Origin of the sequence: Vallitalea maricola (genome assembly GCF_036985595.1) — a bacterium.
GTDB classification, from domain to species: Bacteria; Bacillota; Clostridia; order Lachnospirales; family Vallitaleaceae; genus Vallitalea; species Vallitalea maricola.
Window position 1 is genome coordinate 16,727 of record NZ_BTPU01000053.1, and the last position, 25,146, is coordinate 41,872.

Below are 25,146 nucleotides of genomic sequence, written 5' to 3' on the forward strand. Positions count from 1 at the left end.
TTTAGTTGTTGCGAAATTGGTTAAATTGGTCAATTATGTTTAATAGGTCAAATTCTTTATTGAATTTTAACCATTTTCCATCAGTAAACATACTCCAAATATAAAAAAACAAGGATGCTTACTCATCAAGTTCCGCACCCTCATCTTTTCTTCTTATACCCCTTTTTTATTTAATTCTTGCCAATACTCTCTACCTTTAATCGTAATCCGACTTCCTCCTCTACCTCGACCAATAATTGCAAAACCAAGATCCGCCAATTGTATCAGTATTTCTCTCACCTGTTTTTGAGAAATAACCAAATGTTGTTTTTTTGCCATTTGTAAAATTTTTTCACGACCGATATATTCATTCCTTTCACTTGCTTCATACAATTGCTCCAACACAAAATCAAACAAGGAAGTGGATTTTTTTAGAGGAATCTTCTTTTCTAATTGGTCACTATTTCTAGTTAATATTTCTTCTTTTTTTTCACAAACCATATTTTTCATTTTAAACATAGTCGGTGGTAAATCTTCAACCTCCACCATCTGTTTTCCCAGATAATTAAAATACTCTACTGCATTTTGAAGCTCCCTAACATTACCCGGCCAAGAATATTGTAGTAGAAATTTCTTGACTTCTTCTGACAACTCAAAAGTCGCATCAAACATAGTTTTAAAGTTATCAAGAAGCAGCAAAATGTCCGTACCACGTTCTCTAAGTGGAGGCACCAAAACTGTCAACGCATTTAGTCTGTAATACAAATCTTTTCTGAAACTTCCATTTTTAACGTTTTCCTCCAAAAATTCATTAGTCGCAGCTACAACACGTACATCAACTCTCACAATCCGACTACCACCAACCCTCATAACCTCTCCTTCTTGTAAAACTCTAAGCAACTTAACTTGCATTGCAAGGCTCATACCCTCAACTTCATCTAAAAAAAGAGTTCCTTGATGAGCAAATTCAAATAAGCCAAGACGTCCTCCTTTTTTTGCTCCTGTAAACGCTCCTTCTTCATAACCAAACAACTCACTTTCCAACAAATTTTCAGGCATCGCTGCAACATTTATAGGTATAAACGGACCATTTGAACGCTTAGACGCTTGATGAACAGCATGTGCCAATAATTCTTTACCAGTCCCTGTTTCTCCCACAATCAAAATTGGACTCTCTGTAATAGCCATTCTTCTTAGTATTTCTTTTACACGCTTAATAGGCTCTGCCACACCAATTACGTCATCAAATGTGTATTTGGCGTAATGTCCTTTTTGCAGCAACTGCTTTCTCAATTCATTTTGCCGTGATTCCTGCTCATTGAAACGTTGAAGCGTAGCAAAAGCGCCAATACATTCATTTTTTCGCATAACCGGGATAACTGCGATAGAAACATTTGAACCATACAGCTTGGTTACAGATTCAGGAATTTCTTCCTTATTTTTTAATGCTTGGTAAAACGGAATATAGGGAAATACATCTTCACCTCTTTTCCAAAGCACAAATTCCTCTGACACCTTGGCAATTTCACATGCTTTTTTGTTACAAGCAAGTATTTCCCCCTTTTCATTTACTCCTATTAATCCCTCATTCAATATTTCCATAAGAACATGAAACTGGCTTTCTCTACTTCGAGATTTCGCATACATCAAATCGAAACTATAATGATTTGAAGCAACAATTTTAGCATAATTTAAAAATGGCTCTGTTTCCAATAAATTCTCCAGATTAAGCCTAAGCGCCATCTCAATCATCATCCCATATGAACATGGACGGTGATCGCAATCTATAACCATTTTAACGGCATCAGGCACATAACGTGATTCTCCAGGTGTCAATGCGATATCAACCTTCTCATCTAATATAGCTCCAGGATAAAATGGAATAAACCGTAAATGATTCACTCCAAGCGAATTCAGTTGAGTGATTGCTTCACGAGCCATAGTTTCCGTTACATTTACCAACAAGACAGATGTTCCTTCTGGAATTTTCCATAATTGTTCCAATGTTTTCCATAGGAAAGTAACTTCAATGGACATCACTTCGCTATCTATCGGCACATGGCGATCAACTTCTTCTGTAGAGCCATAAGCATCCGTTGAAATGGCAAATAAATCAGCTCTTGGTAACTTTCCTATCGCAGATCCGTCACGCACACTATATACAACAACTTCGGCATATTTACCAAATAAACTTTCTACTTCTTCTGCATATGACGCACCAGCCAATGGGTCCAAGACTACTACCGAAATCTGTTTTTTCATAAACACGAATATCTATTCCCTTCATATTAGTATCAATTCAAAAAATCAATACTCCATTATTTTGTCAAACTTAACTTAATGAATTTTTAACATGATGCAACTATATTAGCATAACCAAAACCAAGTTCTAAATATTCATTACTTGTTCTTCCACAATCAGTAACACTATCTCCTTGAAATAAGATTAATGGGGTTATCTTTGACACTATTTATCATATATACGACTCCTTAATTTATATTTTTGTTAGGCGTCAAAGGACCTGTTAATGTTGAGTAATTTCTTATCTTTTTTCTGTTGCATCGCTTTCTTTTAGATCCTCCCAGACATTTTTATACTCTTTTGCCCTTGCAATAACGTACTCAAAATAGGTATCATAAGGTCCTTGCCAATCAGGATGAACATTAAGCTCTTCTAAGGATTTGCTTTTTTCTATTTGCTCTTCACATTCTTTAACTAAGCCTAGATCAGCTGAGCTTTCTAATAGAGCCTCCCAATTTTCAGGAGATGCATAATTTGTCAACTCCAGCGTAAGTTTTTCATGTCTATCTTCATATTTTTTTCGTGTCATCTTGTATGAAAATTCATAGTTTAAGTTTTCAGGGTTATACACATTAACTAGATCCAATCCTTTCCAAGTAGTCGTCGTACCGCCACCACCAGGGTGTGGACTTATAAGGTCTGGTACCCCATCTTCATTTATATCTTCATACTCAAACATTGATTGACCGTGTCCAAAAAAAGTACTATGCAGCTGATGGCTATCATTGATTGGTCTAAGTACTAATATCATTTGGAGCTCAAAAAAATCTTCGAAGAATAAATAGAGTTCTTCTATTCCATCATCGTCATTATCCTTAACATAGAATTGGCTTAAAAAGCGGTTCTCAACAATAGCATCGTGACGTTCATCATATACAGTGTCATAGACTTCTTCCTCTGAATTCTTTGTTTTGTAAAAGATTTCAAAGTTATTATCGTCATTAGGTAATCGAAAAATATACTCCCCATTACCATAGGTCCGAGATATCTCTAAGCCATTTCTATAAGGTCCTTCCACTGTCTTGCCGTCTCCTTCTGTTAAATCTTCTTGTAAATTCTCTTCTTCGTTTAAATCCCCTTCTTTTTTCATTTTCTCTTCTTCTAATCCAATATCTACTTGCTCCACATTATCTGGAGAAGCTTTTTTGTCAATTATTTTGCTTTCTCTATTTTCTTCTAGTTGTTTAGGAGGGGTGACTGTTTCTTGAACAGGGAGTTTATCATCACATCCACTTATTATGAAGATTGATAGTATAATAAAGACAATCAACGCCAGTCTTTTGTTCAATATTTTAATATTCATAAGCTATTACCTCCAAATTGTCATAAATAGTATAGTAACATGATTTAATTTCACATCTACAAACAACGGTTTACATAATTTTTAGGAGAATACCTTATTCTTTCTGCAAGTGCCTTTATAAAAGGCTCCCCATCTTTTTTTAATTGTTCCAATTCTTCTTGGTTTAGGTAAATATTTATTTCAAACATCCCCACGGTTCCGCATATTACTGATAATAGATATCTTCCTTTATCTTCATATAATATATATTCCATTCTTTTCTTAAGGACTATATTCATATTTATTTCCCTTTCTTTTTACCCGCTAAAACCTCTGTAAGATGAGCTATTTCATCTTTTTTACCCTGTGAAAGGTATGATTCTACAAGCCACTTGTTTGTATGAGAAAAATTCCATTCTAAGTCCATTCCTTTATTTGATAATGTATTAATATCTTTTTTAAAACTCTCAATACTCATATTTAGCGTTATTAAGATAGTTGCTTTTAAATAAAGAAAAATTAACTTCTGGTGTTCGGCACAATTTTCTAGTATTTCTTTCTCATGTTCTTTAATATATTCTAAACCTTTAGCATACTCACAGGTTGTTATGTAGAGTTCAATAGTATCCAAATATACTGCCGCATTATCAGGATCTTTTTCAACAGCACAATGAAGATCTTTCCATACGTTATCCATATCATTCAATGATTTATATGCATCAGCTCTTAAAACCAGAAGTGTGCTTATTGTTCTTTTATTCCTTGCCAGCTCTATAGCCGCTGTGAAATCTTCTATAGTCTTTTGATATTTACCAAGTTTTCTATATGCTCTCCCTCTACTCCAATAACAATCAACTGAAGGTTCCATTTTTATTACACGATTAAATAAAGATATTGCCCCTTCACATTCATTTAATACATTTAAAAGTAACGCTTTTACAGATAGATACTTTAACTTCTCTCCCCCAATTTCAATTGCACTATCAATATCATTAAGAGCTTCTCTATTCATCCCTAAATTACGATTACAAAGACATCTATAATAATAGCTCTCATTATTCTTTCTACTCTCAATAGACTTTGTTAAATATCGTGCTCCTTCTTTATAACAATCACTATTAAATAAATAAGTTCCAATGCTATAATATCCATCGGATACATCTACGCCTAGCATTGCAGCTTTCTCAAAATCCATAGATGCCAGTTTATATTTCTCATAATTCCAACCTAAATAAGTAAGACCTCTTCCGTAGTACCCTCTTCCATCTTCCTTTTTTTCTAATGCCTTAGTATATGATTCAATTGCTCTTTCATGGTCCCCATCATCACATAAAAGTATTTCTTCACTATGGTATTCAAATGTAGGATATCTATCTAAAATATATACCCATAACCCATCATCACCAATTCGCATAATACCATCACGTTTATATGAAAGAGAGAGTTCTGGAAAATTAGGTTCAGTATCCCCCCAATTTGTTTTAGGGATTTCTTTTAGCATCCAAAATACTTCTGTAAACTCTGGTATATCTGATTGGTAAATATCCATGTATAACCTATCTTCTGCTATCATCCCTAAAAAGAACATATACTCTCTTAATACCAAGGATTTATTAGCTTCATAGAAACTTGTTTTTTCAAACATTACCTTTTCTAGTTCCATATCAAGAAGTTTACAACATATTTCGCCATACCAACCTTCTTTATATTTCTCAACTTCATTCTGTATATCTTCTTTTAGCTTACTACCATACTTGTCAAACAAGGTCTTTAATTCATCCTCATTTGAAGTCTCTTTAGCTTTTGATATAAACTCTTCAATGTCTAGGTGGTTTTTTACCATTGCTCCAATAAAATCAACAATCAGTTTTGTTTGTTCATCTGACATATAGGAATATGAAATAAATGTTTTGCTAATGTATTTACTTTGAAAGGTTCTACGCTCTTGTTTTTTTAGTATATCTTTTGACAAATCTTCTATAGTAGCATCAGGATTATTAAGTCTTGCACGTACAAGAATCAAATATCGCTTTTCTATACTGCTCTGTAATTCGCTGTTGCTCATAGCAACCTCAATAGCTTTTTTTATCTTCTGCTCATTACCTGACTCAATGTATTCATACACTTTTTTTATATCACTTTCATCAATATCTGCTACAGCTTCTTTTTTAAATTCTTTTTTTAGAGATTCTATTTTTTTATGATTCACTAATATTTTTGCCCTCCTTTATTTGTTTGTATGATTTAACTCTTTCTATTATTTCTTAATACTAATAGGCTCATAAATTTGTTCGGATGAATACTGATTATCAGGCCAAGGAAGTATTGTCTCAAGTTTCTTATCAGTTTGTCCCCAACCTGCATTGATATACAATGAAAAATCTTTCTTAATATCTGTCCAAGTTATATTTTCAGAAAACTTCTTTAGAAGAATATGAGAATTATCCCATATACTATAGCTATTATACTTAGGTAACCATAACAATAATCCAAAAGGTTCATAATGTTCACAGGAATTAATTAGATTTATTGCTGGAATTAAATAGCATCCCATCTCTTGATAGTGTGGGTCATCTATATTACCATAAACTATTTCGTCATTTAACATAAATTCAGCATTATCTATATCTGTAGGAACAAGACATACCTCTAATTCATCAAAAGTATTAAGTATTATTTTACCAGCTTCACAATTATTAGCATCATAAACGAGTTTTTCTTTGGAAACAAGAAAAGTTTTTAAATCATCTGGTATTTTAATTTTATTATCCAAAAGTAAAACCACTCCTTACCTACTTATCAGATTTCTTTTATTAATTAATTTCATAATAGAAAAAATCTACACCTGCTAATCCATGATTGCAACACCTAAAAAATTAATTATTTCAACTTCTTCAAGCTCTAAAAACTTCTTGCTAAATACATAAATTGTATTTTTAATTACCATTTGATCAATGTATTTGCTTGGATACCATATTTCAATACTGCTTGGTTTAACTCCGTACTTATTTCTTTCTGCCTCAAAAGGTACTTCCCAAAAATCGAAATCACCCTTTGAACTATAGTAATAGTGATACAATATTTTATTACTTTTTAAAAATTCATTTACCTTTTCCCTCCACTTTTTCTCCTCTAAATCATCTGTATCACTTATATTACCTAAAAAAGAGAAACAGGTTTTAGAAAGAAGCCAAAAGCTTCCAATACAATTGTAATCTTCATCTATCTTAGAGTATAAAACTACTTCTTGTGAATTAGTTAATATACATTGGTCATGATTTTGAGATGTTATTTTATAGTATATTTTAGTCATCCTTTATATGCACAGCCTCCGTCTCCTTTTATAATATCAAATATATCCTTTGGTTCAGGTCCTATTATATGAGGTCTTGGTTCTGATGTAAATGCACTAAATGTTATCCATGGTTTTGTTATGCTTTCTTTGTACAGTGGGTTTCCAATATACGTCTTTCCATCATACACTTCAGTTTTCTTAAATTTAATATTATTCATCATGCTTAAATCTTCTCCCTTCATTTTATGTATTTGTCAAGTTACAGAAATTATTAAAATAACATCATTGAATTTTATTTACTATCTGAATAAATCTAGAGTTTTCCTTGTATTTTTCATAAAATTGGGGCTTCCTTAATGCTATGTTTTAAATCCTCCACTTTTGTTACTGCTAACTTTAGCAAATGAAAAAGCTCTTCTTCTTTGCCAAATTGATTATAGATTTCTAAACCTGAAGAATATATGTAGTACTCGTCATTTATTTCCAATGCTTTATTAATGTCAGCTATTGCCTTATCGTAATCATTCAATATAGCATAATTAAGTCCCGATTATTATAGGCCTCATTGCAATTAGGATTTAACTCTATAACTTTTGTAAAATCATTTATTGATTCTTTATAATTTTCTAATTCAAGGTATGTAAAGGCTCTATTATAATAAGCATTTTCATTACTAGGAACAAGTTCTATTGCTTTTGTATAATCTTTTATAGCGGCTTCATAATTTTTTAATTCGTGACATATAAGCCCTCGATTATTATAAACAAATTCATAATCAGGTTCTATCTCTATTGCTCTTGTATAATCCTTTATGGCTGCTTCATAGTTTTCTAGATTGTAATATACAAGCCCTCGTCCAACATAAGCATCTACAGTATTGGAATTTAGCTCTATAACTTTTGAAAAGTCCTCTATTGATTTTTCATAATTTCCTAGTTGATTATAAGAATGTCCTCTGTTAAAATAGGCATTTTCATAATCAGGTACTAACTCTATTGCTTTTGTATATTTTTCAATTGATGCTTCATAGTTTCCGAATCGATCTTCTCTATTTCCTTGATGATAGTACATCATTGCCTAATTATATACTTGACCTAAGTTTTTATTCATTACAATCCCTCTTTCAATCTACACATTGGCATCACTAAGCCATTTATCAATTTTATTTTTGTTCTTTATTCCACGAGAGAAATATGCCCTATCCATTTTCCACTCAAACTTAACATTAAGCAATGATTGTAGTTCAAGCAGTAATTGTTTTAAATTCATTGGACATACCTTTGTTTCTAGCTTTCCAACTCATTATTTATTGATATATCAATTATTTCTGATCTTCTAACACTAAATACATCTTCCCTGTCTTTTTTATTGTATAGCTGTATCCTCCATCCAAGACCTACTCCATCGGGATTTCCTGCATCAAACAATAATGAAAAATCATCATTTTCTGTAGTAATATAAAAATAAAACTGCCAAAGAATATCTGAAGGAAGAACTAATCCTACATTTTCAGCCCATTTGTTAACGTGACTATTCATTTGAATATTATTATAATGATTAAAAACAACTTTCTCTAAATCATTTAATGTATTATCATCTATGTATAGAAATAATCGTCTTACTATATGAAAATCAGGATGATTCATGTTAATAAAGTCATTAACTACCGTTTCAACAAAATTACTTCCTTCCTTTTCACTTGATAATAACAAAATACAGAAGCTGTACCAAAATTCTCTCACATCATAATTAGAGAATTCCCCAGAAAGTCTATTGAAATATAGCTTGTTTTTTTGTATATAATACTTTTCAAGAACTCCCAAAACAAACTTTACTAGGTTTTTATCAACTGAAAATGGACGCATCCTCTCTATTTCTTTTGTATTAGTCGGTGCATGGACGAATGTTTCTAGTTTTTTGATAAATTTTGTAATCTGCTTTTTACTCTCATTATTATATTTTGCTAGTTCTATATTGTATAGGTTTATTAAATCACTCATTTTTTTCTCCTTTGAAGTCAATACCTCAATTCATCACAAATTATCTTATCTGTATACAAAAAACAACAAACAGTACTGTCTAATGTAGCACTTATTTTTCTTATAATCCCCTTAGTTCAACCATAGCTACAATGTACATCTTTTTATATCCTGACTGTTTTGTTAAGCCAAATTTCTAGCCTTTTAGCATGGTTTTCACGTCCTAATTGTTCATATGCTGTTTTATATAGTTGCATTAATTCAATAGAATTACCATTTTTTTGTCTTGCATTTTTTAATACAATTAATGCTGAAGCCGCGTGATTTGAAAGCAAATACTTCTTAGCGATATCTAAGTAGCTTTCTGACACCAATAACTCTGCTAAACTTAAATCTTCATTTTTAAAAAAACGTTTTTGTGCAAGCACTCCAATGCCATCCATAGTCTGAACATATTTATAGTTTTCAGGTATAATGGGTTTTATAGTTGAGTTTATCCTTCCTCCAGATTCTATTTTTAAATTATTATCCACATCTATACCAATTACTTCTACTAAGTTGTCCCACTGCTTTTTTTCTTTTTTAGAAAGCCTATTAGGATTCGTGATTTTCCTATCTTTTAATTGTGCTTTCAATATATTAGTTAGTGCCTGAGCTGTATTATTGCCTAACCATTGTGCACCATTTTCTCCAGGTGCAAATGAAACACACATATAATCATCATTATTAAGCTCTGGAGCCAAATTCACCCATGAGTAATTCAAACCATCATAACCGTTATAGGAAAAAGGGATTAATTCAAATGGTATATCATCATAGAAAAGTTCTGGTGTATAGTCTACCTCATAGCCATCATCTCCAAAATATGCATGTAAAACAGCTGGTGACAGATTATATAGCATATATGCCACTTCATACGCTCTTTCATAGCTATCTAAGAAACTCTCTGTATTTGTATCTATATACTGTAAGATTTTTCCCATTGTATCTGGTATCTTAATATTGTCAATCAAATGTATCACTTTTTTCGCCTCCTTTTACTGCATATATTTCTAACTTTCATTTATAATATTATGGTAATAATACTTATCTAGTACTGTTTTATCAAACTACATAACTTGTCCTCCCCACACTAATTCAATTTCCCATTCTTTAAAGGGTTCTATAGGTTTATAATCTGATATAATGTATCTTTTCAACATATCAAAAGCACGATTTGTTGCATGCTCCTTATTTCCTACCTCTCCAGTTATAGGATTAATATCCATTGTATTAACTAATACTGCATATACTTGCTCAAAAGGAGTTCCTGTTTGAAGCATAGTATTTAATATCTCTTGAGGTTTTAAGGGTATTGCTTCATCACTGCATGTTATAAGCTGGTTAGTAAAATCTACCACTGCCCTTTGCCAAGGTAAATGATTTTTATATGAAAAATACTCTTGATTAAAGCTTAGTTCTGTTTTAAAGTCTTCATCGCATATAGTTGCTAACCATTGTTCATCATAATACTTGAAAAAACGTTTATCTTCATAACCCCAATTATTTTGTGTGAAATAAATTGCAAAAAGCTTAACTAAATACTCAGGATTATTTATAAGGTATTTTCTATAATCTATATCACTATAACGAAGAATTAATGTTCCATTAGCAATTAGAAATGCATAATGCCTAACAGGTGAACGGTCATCTTCATCAAGTTGATTAATCCCTTTTAACTCCATAATTATTCCTCCTTATACATCTCTCCAAAAGTGAAAAAACAAGACACAACCTAAGTCCGTATGTATTCTTTTCTTCGTAGATTAATAATTATCCCTAATAATAGACTTTACAGTTTAACAGGTCTTCTAGTTCTTTTTTTCTTGCTTCTGGTATTGGCGTCATACTTAGTACAAGTCGTTCTAAACTTGTACTTTTTTTTACTTCATCCGATAAATATTCAACTTCTGATTCTCCTAAGTCTACATATCGAAGGCGCTTTAGTTCCCAAAGCTCATCTGGAATATCAGTTACACCGCTCATGTAACAAGAAAGATACTCTAAATTTTCAAGCTTATTTATCGCCTTTGGCAATGCTTTTATTTCTTCATTAAAGGCTAGCTCTACTTTTTTTAATTGTTTCATTTCCAATATAACCGCTGGAAAACTCGTCATTTTTTTGTTACCACCAATATTGATTTCTTCTATATTTGTGAGGTTTAATAATTCTTGACAGCAAGGTCATATTTTCTTTCGTCTGATAATGTAGTACCAGTAAGATCAAGACTTTTTAATTTTGGTAGGTAAAATATCGCATCTGGAATCTCTTCAATACTGGAATTGGCAAAATTAAGATACATTAAGCTCTTTATTTCCCAAAATGAATCTGGTAATTTTTTGATTGCACAATTGGAGATATCAAGTTCCCTTAAATTTTTTAGTTGTGCAATTGTCTCACTCACAGATTCAACTTTTCGATTGCCACTCAAATTTAGTCCTATAAGGCTTAAAATCTTATAAATCACATTTGGAATTTCAGTAAACTCGTTGTATCTAAAATTTAAATATGTAAGTTTATACATTCTGATATTTCTTCTGGCAGTAAACTCAGCTGATTATCAGCTAATACTAATTCTTGTAACGCCTCTAATTTCAGTATGTTTGCGGGCAATTCTTTAAGTTTAGGATCAGGAATACTTTTAATCTTTACCACCGTCGATTAAATTCGTCTCTATTACATTTCCACTCCCTTACTTGTTTTGGTGTTATGTCCAATACCGCTGCTGAAACAATTTCCCACTCTTCCTCTGTCTCATAACAATCTTGAGCAAAATTATAAACCATTTCAATGTTTAAAGGATCATTTTCTATTGTCATTCCATATATAAAGCTTCTTATGACAAATCGTTGTTTCAATTCTAATAAATTTGCCAATGAAAAAGAAATATCTTTTCCATTATATATGGCTGGTTTTGTGCCAATCTCTAATTTATTCCATATCTTTCGATATTTATTTTTTACTATTTCTTCTGAATCACGTATTAATATTTCTTTCCCACCAGAAAAAATCCGAACACCTTTTTCTTCAATAGTAAGGCTATAATATTGCATAACTTCTTCTTTTGTGGGCGTTGATAATACTCGAATACTCATCATTTTCCTCCATGATCATTATATGAAAAATCTATCCGACAATCGCTGTATTCTTTCTTCAGTTTCTCTATATCAATCTCCTCGCATAGATGCCATGAGGGATTCTTTTTATGTCAAGATTTGATAATCACTTGCAGCATCGGTTGTTTATAAAATCAAATAATTCTTCCATTTTTTATTTCTTCTCTTATAATTTAATTTTTACATCCAATGGGCTGTACTTTCATATACGCCTTCAAGTACTGTATTCGTTTCTTCAAACCACTTTGGATGAAGAATAACATCATAAGTAACAATTTCATAAGGTTTATTATCACTCAATTCGGTTATTTGATTTTCTAAATAGGACCACCAACAGTCTTTAGTTTTATTCCAAAAGCTCTTGCTCGTTTTTATCTTTATTCCCTTATGACGTTCAAATCCCCATATCAAACGTTGCTCGTCAACTTTTCCCTCCTCTATTTTAAATTCATTAACACTGCCTCCTCTTTTTTCAAACCAGTTTACTATTGGATTTTTCTCTAAATTATTATAAACATCTGACAAAACTCTGGTCAAAAATCTTCTCTCGTCATTTTTCGTACATGTAGCATTCATTCTATACTTTGGAAAACCCGCATCAGGATGTATTGAAGCAATTTCTATTCTTAGTTTCATTACCTCTAGTATGTCTTCATTTTTATTCAGTATTTCTGCAAACAGATTATTCCACATTAAACCACGATATATACATACGCTGATATCAGCTTCAGGTTTATAAGCTTCTCTAATCTCTCTAATGTCTTCTACTATGTACTTACTTGTTTTTTCATAAAGTTGCTCATAAGTTGTAACGTTATTGTTTTTAACATATTCTTTCATTAATTTAACAAATCGTTGTCCTTTTATTTTAGATGGTTCTTTTTCTAAATTTTCACCAAACATTCTTAAGTCACTGCGAAAATTATCTTCTCTTGAATCAAAACAATAATGTATAATATCTTCTGCTAAAATGTTGTTTTTTTCTGCATCTAAAACAGAAAAATGATATAAAATGCTCATAATATCCTCCTTTATTTGTAGATGTAACTGTTTCATACACTTTTAGTAAACAGGATAATAATTCTCTTCTATAAAATTCTCCGGGTACATATTGATTGACCTGTTTTATAACTTCATAATACTCATTAATAATTTTTTGTAAAGGTTCATTCTCAAAGACTATACAACATGCCTTAGCATATTCTTCATATTAATAGACATCAAAGCACGCAATTTTACACTTATTCATGTGTGATCACTCCATATTTTTTATGATAATATCTGCAAAAATACATATGACAATCTTCATATGAAGCAACAATTAATACAGGGGATTTTTCTGGTCTCCCCCTTCTTTTCTATGATATAACTTCTATAAAAAGACCTTTGTCCTCCTTTTTGTTGTAACATATGTCTTTATTACACTAGTTCAACTTTCCACTCTTGAAAAGGTTACTTTCTCAAAAGGGAGTTCCTTTTTCAAGCATAGTATTTAACATCAAAAATTCTCATATGTCTTTTTTACGATAAACTCGAACTCATCTCCTTTAACATATATTACATCACCATAATGTACCTTAATGTTAAAAAATTTTGAAATAGTAGATGCCATTTCATCAATTTCATGCTGATGAAAAATTCCATTTTCTCTTTCAAATCTCATTGTAACTGGATAATCATAATTTCCAGTTTCGGTTTCCCAATTATACGTTCTGGAAAAATTATAGTATAAACCGTCTCTTTCTTCTGCTTCACACCATTCCCATACATTTTCATAGTCACTATAGAAAGGTTTTAAGTTTAGAACCGTTTTAATTTCTTCTGTTATTTCTACTAATTCTTTTTCTAAATACAACCATAAATATACTTCTTTCCCCATTTTTCTCACCTGCCTACTAAATTTATTTAATCATTTGTGTTATTTCAGTTCAGCACATAGCCGTCCTTCCAAGCCTATTAATATTAGGGATATGAGCTCCAAATCAAAGTATCATGCTCAGCAATTGAATTTCTATATTCAAGTAGCTTATCTAAACTCGTATTATAAAATGATAACCCCTCTTCTAATGCCTTAAATCCTATAAACTCATCATCCTCTATATCAGATCCAACGTCTGCAAAAGCTAGATAATTCTTAGGTGGTTTACTCTCCTTAGGCCTTCTTGACTCAAGTATATTTAAAAAACCATCCATTACAAAAAACTGATGTTCAAATGCCCTATTTTCCGAAGGAGTAGAATAACCTTCTATAACATAAAAACATACACTTAATTGATTACTGATTTTTCTACAAAAAAAGCTTTGCTTATAACCTTCTCCATGACTGTCTGGTGGATAAGACTTAACAGAGTTTTGTACCCATCTTATTAATTCATTGTAGTCAGATGTTAAAATAACACCACCTAAGCCACTATTAGTATCGCCCATAGTTTCTTCCCTCCAACTCTTATATTTAAGTTTTTCCGTAACCCCAAACAATAATTAATAATCTTAAATGTTTAGAATTAGCCTTTTAATATCTATTCGTTTTGTTGATTCTTACAATAATTCCAGTAAAAAATTCTATTGCTGGACCTTAGTATTAAGGTTTCTGTATTATGGGCAAAGTTCAGGTATTCCACATGAAAAGCCCAGAAAGACCAGCTCTGTTTTCCAGGAAAACGCAGCACATTAAAGGTTAGGGCTGTAGTATCTCGGAAAAACATGTCCACATAGTTGTCACCCTGTCTCATGATATGCTGCACCTGCTTGTATTTGGTGTTCTCCATAAGATTGCTTACGAGGTAGTCCTGAGACTCAAGAACGACTCCTGATGATGCAAAATCAAAAGCCTTCGGGACCTTCCAGTGGTTTATTATATAGCGGTGAGTGATCGGTTCATTATGTATATTTTTCGGTTTTTCTACTGTCTCATCATCATCACAGTCCACCAGAAGAGCAGTGACCAGACTGGTGCCGTTGCCCGTAAAGCAGATGGTTGAAGCAACAACTTTCCCGGCGTCACAAGGTAAGACCAGCTCTATACTTTTTTTCAGCCCGTTATCATAGAGATGGTATCCTCCTGAATCATGAAGCAGCAGATTATTGGTGTCTGGCTGTAATGCCATTGAAAAAATATTGTTATGTTCGCGCTGTTCTTCAATCTCTCCAGTGATACAATTGACTTTCCTCAAGATACCTTTGTTGGCAAGCCAGTAGTAGCTGTGATTATTGGTAATGGTTGTAAGCCCATTGGGGTACAGATAATCCTTGTCACAGTTTATATCATCATCAATATAAATGAGTTTTTCATTATGAAAAAGGAGGAATCGTTCCGCTTGTTCATGGTGATATTTCTCCCTACAGAAGATGGCTATGCTCAAATGATCTGAAGATACTGCGTGGCTGAAAGCCTTTATATCCTCATCACAGCGGTATAATTCCTTTTCTTCATAATTTGTCCTGTTAACAGAGGTAATGACCATTTGGTTTAGCCCATGAATGATAATCCATCTGTTTTCCAGCTCAATGATGTAAGGCTCGCTGTACTGCCAGGGAAAGCTTCGTGTGAAATGGTCGACCCACCTGAAGGTGCAGAGCTTCATACGTGGATTATCATTCTCCCAGTGGGACCGGGGCAATCTGTCATCGGCAGCAGCCTTTTCTACTGCAGGACCAATTGCTTCAATCACTTCTGCGAGAATTTGCAGAACAGTGATGCTGTCAAGATGGGCTGAAAGATAGTCAAAGGCCACACCCCTAAGCCCATCATTAATAATTCTCCGTGCCTCGTTAAGAACTTCTCCATGACGATTCTCGGTAAGAGATTCTCCCGGTGTGTGGTAATTGAGTGTCTTTAGTCCGTCACAATCAGGAAATATGATAGTTCCTGCTTCGGAGCCAAACTTCCACACGACACTGTCTATCTTGGTCTTCAAAGTGGTGACACGTTTTTCTGGAAATTCAACTATAACCATTTCGCCAGACTTGAGAGAATAACTTGCTGTAATCCCTCCTTTTCGAACAACAAGGGCATTGTTTTTTGAATCTAGGATTTCTTCATAAAACAGGTGGTCCCATGGCTGCCACTGGCCATTCACTTTCTGGTAAAAGGTGATTCCTCCGTACAAGGCGGTCTGGTTATTGTTGTCGTAAAGATACTGTTCAAAGGGTTCAAAGAAACCAATAAGGGGTAAATCTGGATGACAGCGTGTCATGACTACATTGTAACTGCCAGGTCCTCCAAACCAGAGCCCCTTCTGACGGCATTTTTCACTGAATTCTGTCAAGTGTTCAAGGGTTTCAGGGTTCAGCAGACCTCCAGTATCAGCTATGACAATCACCGATCTATCCTTCTCATCCTTTGTTATCTCTTCATCTAACAGACTGATTGACATTATGTCCATTGACCATATAATTGAATCGTATTCCCTTAGATGTACTTCACCACCAGGGAGGTCAACCACAGTAAGTATGCCTTCTTTCTGATGAAAGAAGATAAAAAATGCTTCATGGGAACAAAAGCCAAAAATATATTCTGGTTCATATTGAGTAAAGATATCATGCTCAATCCGTTCTTCAAAATTATGGGTAAAAATATTACAGTCCTCGTCAAAGAGTAGAACTTCTGATTCTGAAATAACAGCAACATACCTTCCTCCATGGCTGATTTCAATACGATTAAATGAGCTATCCTTCTCAAGAATTGTCGTTGTGAAATCACTGGCGAAGTCATGCTTGAGCACTAGATTTGTACCAGACTCAAGTTCCACAACAAGGGCACAGGCATTGCCGCTGTAGGTGATGTCAAAGGCAGTGATGATACCGACTTGGTAGTCCTTACCATAATAGGCTTCAATGTGTACTGTCTGATCATCCTCTGATAGATTCTCAAAGGCAGGATCTATAAAGGGATTTTTGTTCCCATTAATGTAATCGTTGAATGATATAAGGCTACGCACCCTTCCTAGGACTTCCATGGGTGTACCTACCCATTTCCAGGGCAACATCCTGCAATCCATAGACAGCTTCTCATCCAGTACAGGGATAAGAAAATCAATGATCTCCTCAATGAATGTGCTATTTGCTTTTTCACTGATTTCGTTAATCACTTTGCACAGGTCTCTCCATTTTTGCCATATGTCATATCTAGTACTCCCGTCTAGTATATCAAGAAGCTTTTTTTGATACTCCATAATGCCTTCTCCTTTCCTCACTGTTTACTGGTGCTCATCTCAAAATCAATACGTAAATTTATTTAAGAATATCTATAGGAATTCAACATAAGCTTATATGGTTTACTCATTATAGTTCCATATATAATTGGTATCAACAACTTCTAGCCAATTACAGTGGTTCTCTCCCCAAATGCCGTCATAATCTTCATCATAATAGCTTCCTTTTTCTTGTGGTTTTATTACTGTATTGTTTACTTCTAATAAAATATTGTAACAAAATGATTTTTTATAATAAAGCACATCTTCACACATATCAAAAACATGACATACCTTTTCAACATAATAATCATCCACATAATAATAGTCGCTGATTTCCCTATCTTCGTATCCAATAGAATGATCAATATCTTTCGAAATAGTGTTCATCGTATAAAAGGGAAACCAAGTATAGAACCAAAATAACTCCCATTTCTTTTGACCTTTTTCTACTAAATGTTCAGAATCAGACTTTAATTTTTTAAGTAGTTTATTAGCTGTTTCCTTATTAACTTTAGTATATTTATAATGAATTGTAATGCTGCTTAAATTATTGATATAATACATTTGGCCGAATGCATTTGAATTTATATTTATTCTAAACACAAAATGAAACTCACTCTTATCTTTATCATAACTTATATTGGCATCTAACACTGGTCCAAACAAGCCATCTGATTTGCCTGGTGTAAAGTCAAGGCACATTTTTTCTGCTTTTTTAAATATTTGTCTAAAATGGGTTTTTCGTTCCTCTGATGTACCATCAAAATTAAAATTTTGATTAATTATATAACGTTTTCTTGCTCTTTCGTCGTATAATAAAACATTGATATAGTCATCTATAATACCATTAGATGGATTCCCTTCATCAAAAACATATTCATATCTATTTTTTATTATCTTGTATTTTTCAAAATCAATTGGTACATTGTTTTTTACAACAATAGCTTTTATATCTTCAAAACACTTATTTATTTCATTTTCAAAGGAATGAGTTACGTATACATTCATCTTTGTAAGATATTCATAGTAAACATACATGATATGTATCTGTTCAATAATACCTACTGATAACTCAAATGGTTTATGTTCAAAAACAAAATCATAGTATTTTATATGAGATGACTTGGATATTCTGGACATTTGCAGGATGATGTTTAACTTAACGTAAACGATAAGGGTTTTCATAAACAAATCAATTTTATTGGACAGATTTTTATGCCCTATTATTAGTTCCTTTACCCTTTTAAAATAAATAAGTGTTAAATAATGCGCTTTTCTGACAATTTTAGTATCAACCACATAATCTTCATAAAAAGAAGCACTTGTTACGATACCATATAATTCATTAATTAAATCATCACTTTTTTTTGAAGGATAAAAATTACACCTTTCGATTAAATCATTTATTTCCCTTATACATTTATGTAAGTTCTGATTTTTCTCTCCACGTAGCAACTCATCGTTTAGTTGCATTATTTTATCAAATGTATTTCTTGCTTTATGGAATGGTCTTTCCAAATCTGTATAAAAAATTTCATTAAAAGTTTTTGATAATCTATGTTTCATAATTTTCATCCTTACCTTTATCTATATCGTATTCATACAATGAATTTCACACACTTTTTTGTCTGCAATAATAAAAATCAAACTATATTGTCCCACTGTATATTCGATAGAAGTGGTGTAGTCATAAAGCTCTCTTGGTCCATAAAGGGTAAATATATCATCTACAGAACTGCCTATACCAATGCCTCGAAAAGTTTTAGTATCACCGTTTTTTACTCGGTAACCAAAAACATCGGCGTCTTCTACAGACTCTGTGTTTGAATGTAAACTGACAAAAATACCTTCCACTTCAATAGAAGTTGCATTCATTGGACCATCTGGCCCTTCAGGTGTTTCAGTCAGCTCAAACACTTTTTTTAGTTCCACATATGACATGTCTTTTCTTAAACCATTTGAAAGTTTGAAATCTTCTTGGACTATTGGGCTAATTTTTTTATAAGCAAGGTTCTTGTCTTCCATCTTAAATGTTAACGAATAATCCGAAAACTCAATCCCAACATTATTTACTTCATCCTGAACTTTGGTGTCTTCCACTTTAATAAATTGACCTTCCAAAACTTCATTGAACCCATTTTGATAAATCGTACGTATGTATTTTCCTGTTCCATCTTCATATCGAATAACTTCAAGTGTTGTATACGGAAAGGCATCGACTTCTTCATAAGTACCCATCCACTTTGTATCAAGTTTTAAGGATTCTACATTAACTCCCTCTATTGTGATAGCAGATGAACGACCCATTAATACACCTATCATCATTGTTAATGTTAGTAAAGTTAGATTTTTTCTCATATTCTTTGTCCTTTCAATCACTATCAATTTGAATTTTTTTAAAGTCTAACCATTTGACAAGATTCCTTATGCTTTTATCTTCCTGATATAGAAATTCTACCTAACAACCATTAGTTAATTTCCATACTTATTCACTATTTTTTTGCAAGTCTTAACATTATCTTTATCTTGACTAGAATTTAGTACTTCTTTTGCTTGACTAAGGGCTTTTTCATACTCTTTTAATTCCACATATCCTTCTGCTAATGATGTTTTAATACGGTAACTTTCTGGATAATGTATCAATATTTCTTTGTAACATTCCACTGCTTTATGGACTTTACCATCCATAAAATACATACCTGCTTTTGAATCTAATAAAGATGCTTTAAATGGTGTCATCTCTTTTGACATATGTTCATCTATGTATTGAATTCCTTCATTCAACTTACGTTTTAACATAAAAGTCCCTATTTGATTTAAAATATTAATTTCTGATTGCTCAGTAACTTCTGATGTGAAATCGTCTTCTCTTCCACTTTCAACAACTTCGATATCCTCTTGTGCTGCATCTTTTAGTAATTGTTTTGCTTGTGAGTATGCATCTTTACTCATTTTTTCAACCCATTGTTCTAATGGTTCAATCTCTTCAGAATCAATTTTTCCACCTTCTACCTGTATGCCTTTTAACTTTTGAAGCACTGGATCAATTAAGTTATCTTTTGTAATATTTTGAGCTTTACACACTTGTTTTAAGAAATTCAGTGATTCTATTAGTTGGTTTGCGTATTCTGCACTGTATTTTTCACTGATTGGAAATATAATGATCTCATCTAGCATCTGATTTACTTTTACAATTTCACCATCTCCAAAAAGTTTCTTTGCTTTATCCAACTTTTTTGTCACATTTTTCTTTTTGGGCATAAAAATAATCCCTACCACAACAACTACTACTGTTATAATTATAAATATTTTCATTTTTGAATCCTCCTATTTTTTATTTAATATAGTGTTTTAAAATTATTTAAGAATGCCCTTAACACTTGCTTATTGGCTCAATACAGTATGTTGTCTTAAGAGCATTATCTTCATCATCAATAATATCCAAATTCTTTATTTTCCATCTACTATCTCTTCCTCACATAATAGATTATCTATCTCCTACATTTTATTAGCTTCTATCATTTTCTCAAGTTTTTCAAATTCATAATGACTATTATTCATCAGCAGCAATAGACCAACCTTTCTTTTCTCTAAAATCTTGTAATCTCTTATAGTCATCACTAGTAGATTCTATTAAAAAATGATATTCTAGATTGCCATTTTCACCATACTGTTTTTGCCAAACAATAATTCCATACTCAATTAACGACTTCATTTTAATTTGACCCTTTTCGTACCATTCTACGCAGTAACCATGAATCCAATTATTATGCATCATTAATTTAGATTTTATTTGACCAGTATCATAATACTCTGTTTGAAGTCCATCTTCTACGCCACCTACCATTGCTACTTCACTCATCACTTGTCCATTATAATGTAACTCATAAGCAATGCCAGTAAATGGCTCGTCTTCGTAGGTGTAGTACCCAATATACTCAAGTTCATCAATCTCAACTTTCTTCATCATATAGTAGTCCTTTCTTAAATTGAATCAATAGAGCTATTCCATTAAAGAAGCCTCATACAAATTGCATTTCTCTTTTTCATTCAACCATCAACACTCTTCGTTATAAGAATTTTAACTGTATATAGAATCACCCAGATTAATTGAATAATTGTTAATGGAATAAGTATTTTAATTAACAATATTGTAATGATACCATAATCATGATATTGAAATATTTTTCCCCATGTACTTAAAAAAGGTAAGTATAGCAAAATAACATATACAAGAGAAAAACTCAACGAAAAAAAAGTATATTTCATATCTATTTGCATAATGATACCATCTAGCACAATAGAGATTAGAAAAAAAACAACATGCATCAAAATTAATAAGGTAATTTGTAATTCAAATCGAAATGAATTTTCAGAAGTACTGGTTAAAGAATGTATGGAAGCAAATAAAGTCATACCGCTCATCAATAAGGCAAAAAGTAAATATATTATATTATTTTTCAACTTGTAATTCCCTGTTTCCACTAATATCACCTCCCCATTTTTCTCTTTAATCTTTCGAAATCAACACCGAACCCCATCATAGCTTACATTTAGCAATCTTCTTATTTCAGAAACTGCTTATTAAAATGGGCATCAATTTCCTCTACATACAAGGATTCTGCAACAGTATTCTTCTTCCATATAGCTATTACTTAAATAATTATTTTATCATATTATTGTGACACCATTATGTCACAACTTGAAATCTATAGTAAAATTTTTAGGGATTTAAGAAGAAAGTATTTCACACCTCTATTCGTTTCCCTGCAATGAGTCGTCTTGCGGTTCTATGTTATGAATAGAGTCATCATCCCCTTACACCCTTCTACATAATAGCATAATTATATTATATTTAATATCCGTCAAATGTAATTATTACAATTATATATTTAATTAGAAATCTATTAATTATTGTTTAATCCATAATTTAATTTAATAATCTTCCAATTGTAGAATATTCTTCTTATTATTAGCCCAAAATAAACATGAATAAACCATAAAAACAGTATTAAGGAGGATGTATATATGGACAACGCTATGTTTTGTTATCAATGTGAACAAACAGCCGGCGGTAAAGGATGTACTAAAATGGGAATTTGCACTAAAGACCCAGATGTAGCTAAAATGCAGGACGTTCTCATATTTCTATTAAAAGGATTAGGATACTACGCTACAAAATTAATTGAAGATGGACAAGATATACCTAGAGAATTAGGAGAGTTTTGTACAGAGTGTGTATTCGCAACACTTACTAATGTTAACTTTGCACCTGAAAGATTCGTGGAATATATCAAAAAAACCAATTACTATAAAAAAGACTTAATGAATAGAGCCTCAACTTCTAATGCACCTGAAGGAGCAGATTATATTGCTCCCGAAACAAAAGAAGAGATTCTAAGCATTCCCAATATGAAGAACTTAGGTGTTATGGATGATGAAGAGTTAGATATGGATATTCGTTCTTTAAGAGAACTCTTAATATATGGCATAAAAGGTATGGGAGCTTATTTTCATCATGCATATGTCCTTGGAAAATATGATGCTGAAATAGCTAATTTCTTGTTTAAAGCTCTTGGTTCTACTCTTGATAGAGATTTAACTGTTCAAGATTATTTCAACCTGAACATGGAACTTGGTAAAACCAATTTTAAATGTATGGAGCTACTTGATGCAGCAAATACTGGTGGTTTTGGTGATCCAGAACCCACAGAAATGCTGATAACCAAGAAAAAAGGACCTTTTATTGTTGTATCAGGTCATGACCTCAATGACTTAGGAGATTTACTTGAGCAAACTGAAGGAAAAGGTATCAATATATATACCCATGGAGAAATGCTTCCTTGCAATGCTTATCCTGGATTAAAGAAATACAAGCATTTAATAGGAAATTTTGGTGGTGCTTGGCAGGATCAACAAAAAGAGTTTGATAACTTGCCTGGAGCTATATTAATGACCAGTAATTGCTTAATGAAACCAAGAGAAAGTTATAAAGACAGGTTATTCACCTCAAGTATTGTTGGCTGGCCTGATGTAACCCACATCCCTACTGTCGGTAGTCATAAGGATTTTACACCTGTTATTGAAAAAGCTTTAGAATTAGAAGGCTTCACTGCCGATGAACCAGAAAAAAGAATACCTATGGGATTTGCCAGAAACGCTGTCCTAAGTAATGCAGATGCAATTGTTAATGCTGTCAAAGAAGGTAAAATAAGACATTTCTTCTTAATTGGTGGCTGTGATGGAGCCAGACCTGGAAGAAATTATTATACAGAATTTGCTGAAAAAACACCAAAAGATACTATTATATTAACTCTTGCGTGTGGTAAATATAGATTCAATAAATTAGACCTTGGTTCTATAGGTCCTTTCCCAAGAATACTGGATGTAGGTCAATGTAATGATGCCTATTCAGCCATTAAGATTGCTTTAGCTTTATCAGAAGCATTTGAATGTGATGTGAACGATCTTCCATTGTCCTATATTATCACATGGTATGAACAAAAAGCAGTTGCGGTATTACTTACAATGCTATACCTTGGTTTGAAAGATATTTATTTGGGACCTTCATTACCTGCTTTCATAACTCCAAATATTCTTCAAGTATTGGTTGATAAATTTAATCTACAGTCGATTTCAACACCAGACCATGATTTACAGACCATTCTAGGTTAATCATTTTTAATTATTATAATATAATCACCATTAACTAATCCCCAAAAGGTAAGACAAGTTTATATTAATACAAATATAAAAGCACAGATTTTTCTGCGCTTTTATATTTTATTATCCTTCTATACATATATTATATCTGAATAATTATCTTCTTCCATGCCATATAGCCTGCCTCTTCCTCTTCCTCTATATGGTCTGTAATAAGGTCTTCCATAATAGTAAGGTCTTCCATAGTAATAAGGTCTTCTATAATATGGATATCTTACATAATAAGGGTTTCTTCTATAATAGTAGGGATATCTCCTGTAATATGAATATGGATAATAGTAAGGGTATCTGTATCGGTAAGGACGTCTGCCTCTGCCGAATCTGGTAGCTTCAATTTCTTCGTTAAACATATACTATCCTTCTGCTTTTTTTACTATTATATGCATTTGTCATTGCTAAAGTGAAAGAGCCTAACATATATACTAAAAGATTCTGAGAACTATTGTTAAATAAGTTCTTTGTTTTTTATTTTAATTTAATAATATTATTTATGTTATAGACTTTTATTAAAAAGCATAATTTGATACAATACCAGTAACGATTATCTCTACGTTAGAAAAAGTTATGAAAGGATGTATGAAAATGGCTGAAATTACAGTAAATGAGCGTATAGAATTATTACGTCAAGAGATGAAGAAAGAAGGCTTGTCTGCCTATATTATCCCCAGTGCTGACCCCCATCAAAGCGAATACGTAGCTGAATATTACAAGAGCAGAGCTTACATATCTGGATTTACCGGTTCAGTAGGTACAGTTATTATTACTATGTCAGAAAGTTGTCTATGGACTGATGGCAGATATTTTATTCAGGCTGAGAAACAACTCAGTGATAGTGAAGTTGTTCTATATAAAATGCTTGAACCAGGTGTACCTACATATCAGGAATGGTTGAAAAATAACATTGAAGCTGGTAAAAAAATAGGATTCGACCAACGTTTATTCTCAGTGAATGACATGAAAATGCTCAAAAATGTAATAAATAATGATAAAATAGAACTTGTAGGCAGTATAGACCTTATATCAAATATATGGAAGAACAGACCATCTCTACCTACTGATAAAGTTTTTTATCATGATATAAAATATACAGGTTCAACAGCTGCCGAGAAAATTGATACAATACGAAATGAAATGAAAAAGAAAGATTCAGAAATATATTTAATCAGCTCTCTCAATGATATTGCTTGGCTATTTAATATTAGAGGTAATGATATTATATATACCCCTATTCCATA

Annotated in this window: 29 protein-coding genes; 2 read left to right on the forward strand and 27 right to left on the reverse strand. The window is 32.2% G+C overall.

The genetic code is table 11. The features are described 5' to 3' along the window. Positions 1 to 153: 153 nt before the first annotated feature. The 26 genes from AACQ14_RS15420 to AACQ14_RS15545 form a co-directional block, all read right to left on the reverse strand. A complete protein-coding gene (locus AACQ14_RS15420; protein ID WP_339364483.1) occupies positions 154 to 2,241 on the reverse strand; it encodes a sigma-54 interaction domain-containing protein in 2,088 nt (695 codons plus the stop codon). Between the two features lie 281 nt (positions 2,242 to 2,522). Then, positions 2,523 to 3,584 carry a hypothetical protein gene (locus tag AACQ14_RS15425; RefSeq protein WP_339364484.1) on the reverse strand — a complete coding sequence of 354 codons (1,062 nt, stop codon included), beginning with the start codon at positions 3,582 to 3,584 and terminating at the stop codon, positions 2,523 to 2,525. A 56-nt stretch (positions 3,585 to 3,640) separates the two neighbouring features. Beyond that, positions 3,641 to 3,862 (reverse strand): hypothetical protein, encoded by a 222-nt coding sequence (locus tag AACQ14_RS15430; RefSeq protein ID WP_339364485.1) that lies wholly within the window; start codon positions 3,860 to 3,862, stop codon positions 3,641 to 3,643. Positions 3,863 to 3,864: 2 nt separating this feature from the next. Then, the gene (locus AACQ14_RS15435; RefSeq protein ID WP_339364486.1) at positions 3,865 to 5,772 is read right to left on the reverse strand and encodes a tetratricopeptide repeat protein; all 1,908 of its coding nucleotides are present in this window, start codon (positions 5,770 to 5,772) and stop codon (positions 3,865 to 3,867) included. A gap of 48 nt (positions 5,773 to 5,820) precedes the next feature. After that, positions 5,821 to 6,336, reverse strand: a complete 516-nt coding sequence (locus tag AACQ14_RS15440) for a hypothetical protein (protein WP_339364487.1) — start codon at positions 6,334 to 6,336, stop codon at positions 5,821 to 5,823. A 75-nt stretch (positions 6,337 to 6,411) separates the two neighbouring features. Next, the gene (locus tag AACQ14_RS15445) at positions 6,412 to 6,876 is read right to left on the reverse strand and encodes a hypothetical protein (RefSeq protein ID WP_339364488.1); all 465 of its coding nucleotides are present in this window, start codon (positions 6,874 to 6,876) and stop codon (positions 6,412 to 6,414) included. Further along, positions 6,873 to 7,076, reverse strand: a complete 204-nt coding sequence (locus AACQ14_RS15450; RefSeq protein WP_339364489.1) for a hypothetical protein — start codon at positions 7,074 to 7,076, stop codon at positions 6,873 to 6,875. Before AACQ14_RS15450 ends, AACQ14_RS15445 begins: the two co-directional genes overlap by 4 nt. 116 nt (positions 7,077 to 7,192) lie before the next feature. Then, positions 7,193 to 7,387 (reverse strand): hypothetical protein, encoded by a 195-nt coding sequence (locus tag AACQ14_RS15455; RefSeq protein WP_339364490.1) that lies wholly within the window; start codon positions 7,385 to 7,387, stop codon positions 7,193 to 7,195. Continuing rightward, the gene (locus AACQ14_RS15460; protein WP_339364491.1) at positions 7,384 to 7,932 is read right to left on the reverse strand and encodes a tetratricopeptide repeat protein; all 549 of its coding nucleotides are present in this window, start codon (positions 7,930 to 7,932) and stop codon (positions 7,384 to 7,386) included. The genes AACQ14_RS15455 and AACQ14_RS15460 overlap by 4 nt, the downstream gene beginning before the upstream one ends. A gap of 54 nt (positions 7,933 to 7,986) precedes the next feature. Continuing rightward, a complete protein-coding gene (locus AACQ14_RS15465; RefSeq protein WP_339364492.1) occupies positions 7,987 to 8,127 on the reverse strand; it encodes a hypothetical protein in 141 nt (46 codons plus the stop codon). A 17-nt stretch (positions 8,128 to 8,144) separates the two neighbouring features. After that, a complete protein-coding gene (locus AACQ14_RS15470) occupies positions 8,145 to 8,858 on the reverse strand; it encodes a hypothetical protein (protein ID WP_339364493.1) in 714 nt (237 codons plus the stop codon). A gap of 143 nt (positions 8,859 to 9,001) precedes the next feature. Further along, on the reverse strand, positions 9,002 to 9,859 hold the full coding sequence (locus AACQ14_RS15475; RefSeq protein WP_339364494.1) for a hypothetical protein: 858 nt from the start codon (positions 9,857 to 9,859) through the stop codon (positions 9,002 to 9,004). A gap of 87 nt (positions 9,860 to 9,946) precedes the next feature. After that, positions 9,947 to 10,561, reverse strand: coding sequence for a DUF7677 family protein (locus tag AACQ14_RS15480; protein WP_339364495.1), 615 nt, complete (start codon positions 10,559 to 10,561; stop codon positions 9,947 to 9,949). Between the two features lie 94 nt (positions 10,562 to 10,655). Continuing rightward, positions 10,656 to 10,994 (reverse strand): leucine-rich repeat domain-containing protein, encoded by a 339-nt coding sequence (locus AACQ14_RS15485; RefSeq protein WP_339364496.1) that lies wholly within the window; start codon positions 10,992 to 10,994, stop codon positions 10,656 to 10,658. Between the two features lie 44 nt (positions 10,995 to 11,038). Beyond that, positions 11,039 to 11,401: a leucine-rich repeat domain-containing protein gene (locus AACQ14_RS15490; RefSeq protein WP_459112801.1), complete on the reverse strand. Its 363-nt coding sequence runs from the start codon at positions 11,399 to 11,401 to the stop codon at positions 11,039 to 11,041. Continuing rightward, positions 11,380 to 11,532 carry a hypothetical protein gene (locus tag AACQ14_RS15495; protein WP_339364498.1) on the reverse strand — a complete coding sequence of 51 codons (153 nt, stop codon included), beginning with the start codon at positions 11,530 to 11,532 and terminating at the stop codon, positions 11,380 to 11,382. The genes AACQ14_RS15490 and AACQ14_RS15495 overlap by 22 nt, the downstream gene beginning before the upstream one ends. Further along, positions 11,526 to 11,972, reverse strand: coding sequence for a hypothetical protein (locus AACQ14_RS15500; protein WP_339364499.1), 447 nt, complete (start codon positions 11,970 to 11,972; stop codon positions 11,526 to 11,528). Before AACQ14_RS15500 ends, AACQ14_RS15495 begins: the two co-directional genes overlap by 7 nt. Positions 11,973 to 12,173: 201 nt before the next feature. Further along, on the reverse strand, positions 12,174 to 13,013 hold the full coding sequence (locus AACQ14_RS15505; protein WP_339364500.1) for a hypothetical protein: 840 nt from the start codon (positions 13,011 to 13,013) through the stop codon (positions 12,174 to 12,176). A gap of 478 nt (positions 13,014 to 13,491) precedes the next feature. Next, complete coding sequence (locus AACQ14_RS15510; RefSeq protein ID WP_339364501.1) at positions 13,492 to 13,872, reverse strand: hypothetical protein; 381 nt, start codon at positions 13,870 to 13,872, stop codon at positions 13,492 to 13,494. 83 nt (positions 13,873 to 13,955) lie between these two features. Beyond that, positions 13,956 to 14,420, reverse strand: a complete 465-nt coding sequence (locus tag AACQ14_RS15515; RefSeq protein ID WP_339364502.1) for a hypothetical protein — start codon at positions 14,418 to 14,420, stop codon at positions 13,956 to 13,958. A 92-nt stretch (positions 14,421 to 14,512) separates the two neighbouring features. Then, positions 14,513 to 17,167 carry a hypothetical protein gene (locus AACQ14_RS15520; RefSeq protein WP_339364503.1) on the reverse strand — a complete coding sequence of 885 codons (2,655 nt, stop codon included), beginning with the start codon at positions 17,165 to 17,167 and terminating at the stop codon, positions 14,513 to 14,515. Positions 17,168 to 17,269: 102 nt separating this feature from the next. After that, entirely contained in the window at positions 17,270 to 18,754 is a 1,485-nt protein-coding gene (locus AACQ14_RS15525; protein ID WP_339364504.1) for a hypothetical protein, read from the reverse strand. 21 nt (positions 18,755 to 18,775) lie between these two features. Further along, positions 18,776 to 19,546, reverse strand: a complete 771-nt coding sequence (locus AACQ14_RS15530) for a hypothetical protein (RefSeq protein ID WP_339364505.1) — start codon at positions 19,544 to 19,546, stop codon at positions 18,776 to 18,778. 114 nt (positions 19,547 to 19,660) lie between these two features. Further along, positions 19,661 to 20,503, reverse strand: a complete 843-nt coding sequence (locus tag AACQ14_RS15535) for a tetratricopeptide repeat protein (protein ID WP_339364506.1) — start codon at positions 20,501 to 20,503, stop codon at positions 19,661 to 19,663. A 238-nt stretch (positions 20,504 to 20,741) separates the two neighbouring features. Then, positions 20,742 to 21,158, reverse strand: coding sequence for a toxin-antitoxin system YwqK family antitoxin (locus tag AACQ14_RS15540; protein WP_339364507.1), 417 nt, complete (start codon positions 21,156 to 21,158; stop codon positions 20,742 to 20,744). 80 nt (positions 21,159 to 21,238) lie between these two features. After that, positions 21,239 to 21,673, reverse strand: coding sequence for a hypothetical protein (locus AACQ14_RS15545; protein ID WP_339364508.1), 435 nt, complete (start codon positions 21,671 to 21,673; stop codon positions 21,239 to 21,241). Positions 21,674 to 22,216: 543 nt separating this feature from the next. Here AACQ14_RS15545 and hcp point away from each other — a divergent pair. Then, on the forward strand, positions 22,217 to 23,863 hold the full coding sequence (gene hcp, locus AACQ14_RS15550) for a hydroxylamine reductase (protein ID WP_339364509.1): 1,647 nt from the start codon (positions 22,217 to 22,219) through the stop codon (positions 23,861 to 23,863). Positions 23,864 to 23,982: 119 nt separating this feature from the next. On the opposite strand, the gene AACQ14_RS15555 is transcribed toward hcp, so the two are convergent. Continuing rightward, complete coding sequence (locus AACQ14_RS15555; protein ID WP_339364510.1) at positions 23,983 to 24,261, reverse strand: hypothetical protein; 279 nt, start codon at positions 24,259 to 24,261, stop codon at positions 23,983 to 23,985. 232 nt (positions 24,262 to 24,493) lie between these two features. Here AACQ14_RS15555 and AACQ14_RS15560 point away from each other — a divergent pair. Next, positions 24,494 to 25,146 (forward strand): aminopeptidase P family N-terminal domain-containing protein (locus AACQ14_RS15560; protein ID WP_339364511.1); only part of this gene is annotated, 653 nt, incomplete at its 3' end.

Bases quoted from the DNA above. Each gene is read 5' to 3' on its own strand.
- AACQ14_RS15465 (WP_339364492.1), bottom strand. From the start codon at position 8,127: ATGAATTTAAAACAATTACTGCTTGAACTACAATCATTGCTTAATGTT.
- AACQ14_RS15450 (WP_339364489.1), bottom strand. From the start codon at position 7,076: ATGAATAATATTAAATTTAAGAAAACTGAAGTGTATGATGGAAAGACG.
- AACQ14_RS15530 (WP_339364505.1), bottom strand. From the start codon at position 19,546: ATGAGAAAAAATCTAACTTTACTAACATTAACAATGATGATAGGTGTA.
- AACQ14_RS15430 (WP_339364485.1), bottom strand. From the start codon at position 3,862: ATGAATATAGTCCTTAAGAAAAGAATGGAATATATATTATATGAAGAT.
- AACQ14_RS15420 (WP_339364483.1), bottom strand. From the start codon at position 2,241: ATGAAAAAACAGATTTCGGTAGTAGTCTTGGACCCATTGGCTGGTGCG.
- AACQ14_RS15480 (WP_339364495.1), bottom strand. From the start codon at position 10,561: ATGGAGTTAAAAGGGATTAATCAACTTGATGAAGATGACCGTTCACCT.
- AACQ14_RS15525 (WP_339364504.1), bottom strand. From the start codon at position 18,754: ATGAAACATAGATTATCAAAAACTTTTAATGAAATTTTTTATACAGAT.
- AACQ14_RS15470 (WP_339364493.1), bottom strand. From the start codon at position 8,858: ATGAGTGATTTAATAAACCTATACAATATAGAACTAGCAAAATATAAT.
- AACQ14_RS15500 (WP_339364499.1), bottom strand. From the start codon at position 11,972: ATGAGTATTCGAGTATTATCAACGCCCACAAAAGAAGAAGTTATGCAA.
- AACQ14_RS15425 (WP_339364484.1), bottom strand. From the start codon at position 3,584: ATGAATATTAAAATATTGAACAAAAGACTGGCGTTGATTGTCTTTATT.
- AACQ14_RS15485 (WP_339364496.1), bottom strand. From the start codon at position 10,994: ATGACGAGTTTTCCAGCGGTTATATTGGAAATGAAACAATTAAAAAAA.
- AACQ14_RS15535 (WP_339364506.1), bottom strand. From the start codon at position 20,503: ATGAAAATATTTATAATTATAACAGTAGTAGTTGTTGTGGTAGGGATT.
- AACQ14_RS15460 (WP_339364491.1), bottom strand. From the start codon at position 7,932: ATGATGTACTATCATCAAGGAAATAGAGAAGATCGATTCGGAAACTAT.
- AACQ14_RS15445 (WP_339364488.1), bottom strand. From the start codon at position 6,876: ATGACTAAAATATACTATAAAATAACATCTCAAAATCATGACCAATGT.
- AACQ14_RS15555 (WP_339364510.1), bottom strand. From the start codon at position 24,261: ATGTTTAACGAAGAAATTGAAGCTACCAGATTCGGCAGAGGCAGACGT.
- AACQ14_RS15510 (WP_339364501.1), bottom strand. From the start codon at position 13,872: ATGGGGAAAGAAGTATATTTATGGTTGTATTTAGAAAAAGAATTAGTA.
- AACQ14_RS15540 (WP_339364507.1), bottom strand. From the start codon at position 21,158: ATGATGAAGAAAGTTGAGATTGATGAACTTGAGTATATTGGGTACTAC.
- AACQ14_RS15505 (WP_339364500.1), bottom strand. From the start codon at position 13,013: ATGAGCATTTTATATCATTTTTCTGTTTTAGATGCAGAAAAAAACAAC.
- AACQ14_RS15515 (WP_339364502.1), bottom strand. From the start codon at position 14,420: ATGGGCGATACTAATAGTGGCTTAGGTGGTGTTATTTTAACATCTGAC.
- AACQ14_RS15490 (WP_459112801.1), bottom strand. From the start codon at position 11,401: ATGTATAAACTTACATATTTAAATTTTAGATACAACGAGTTTACTGAA.
- hcp (WP_339364509.1), top strand. From the start codon at position 22,217: ATGGACAACGCTATGTTTTGTTATCAATGTGAACAAACAGCCGGCGGT.
- AACQ14_RS15520 (WP_339364503.1), bottom strand. From the start codon at position 17,167: ATGGAGTATCAAAAAAAGCTTCTTGATATACTAGACGGGAGTACTAGA.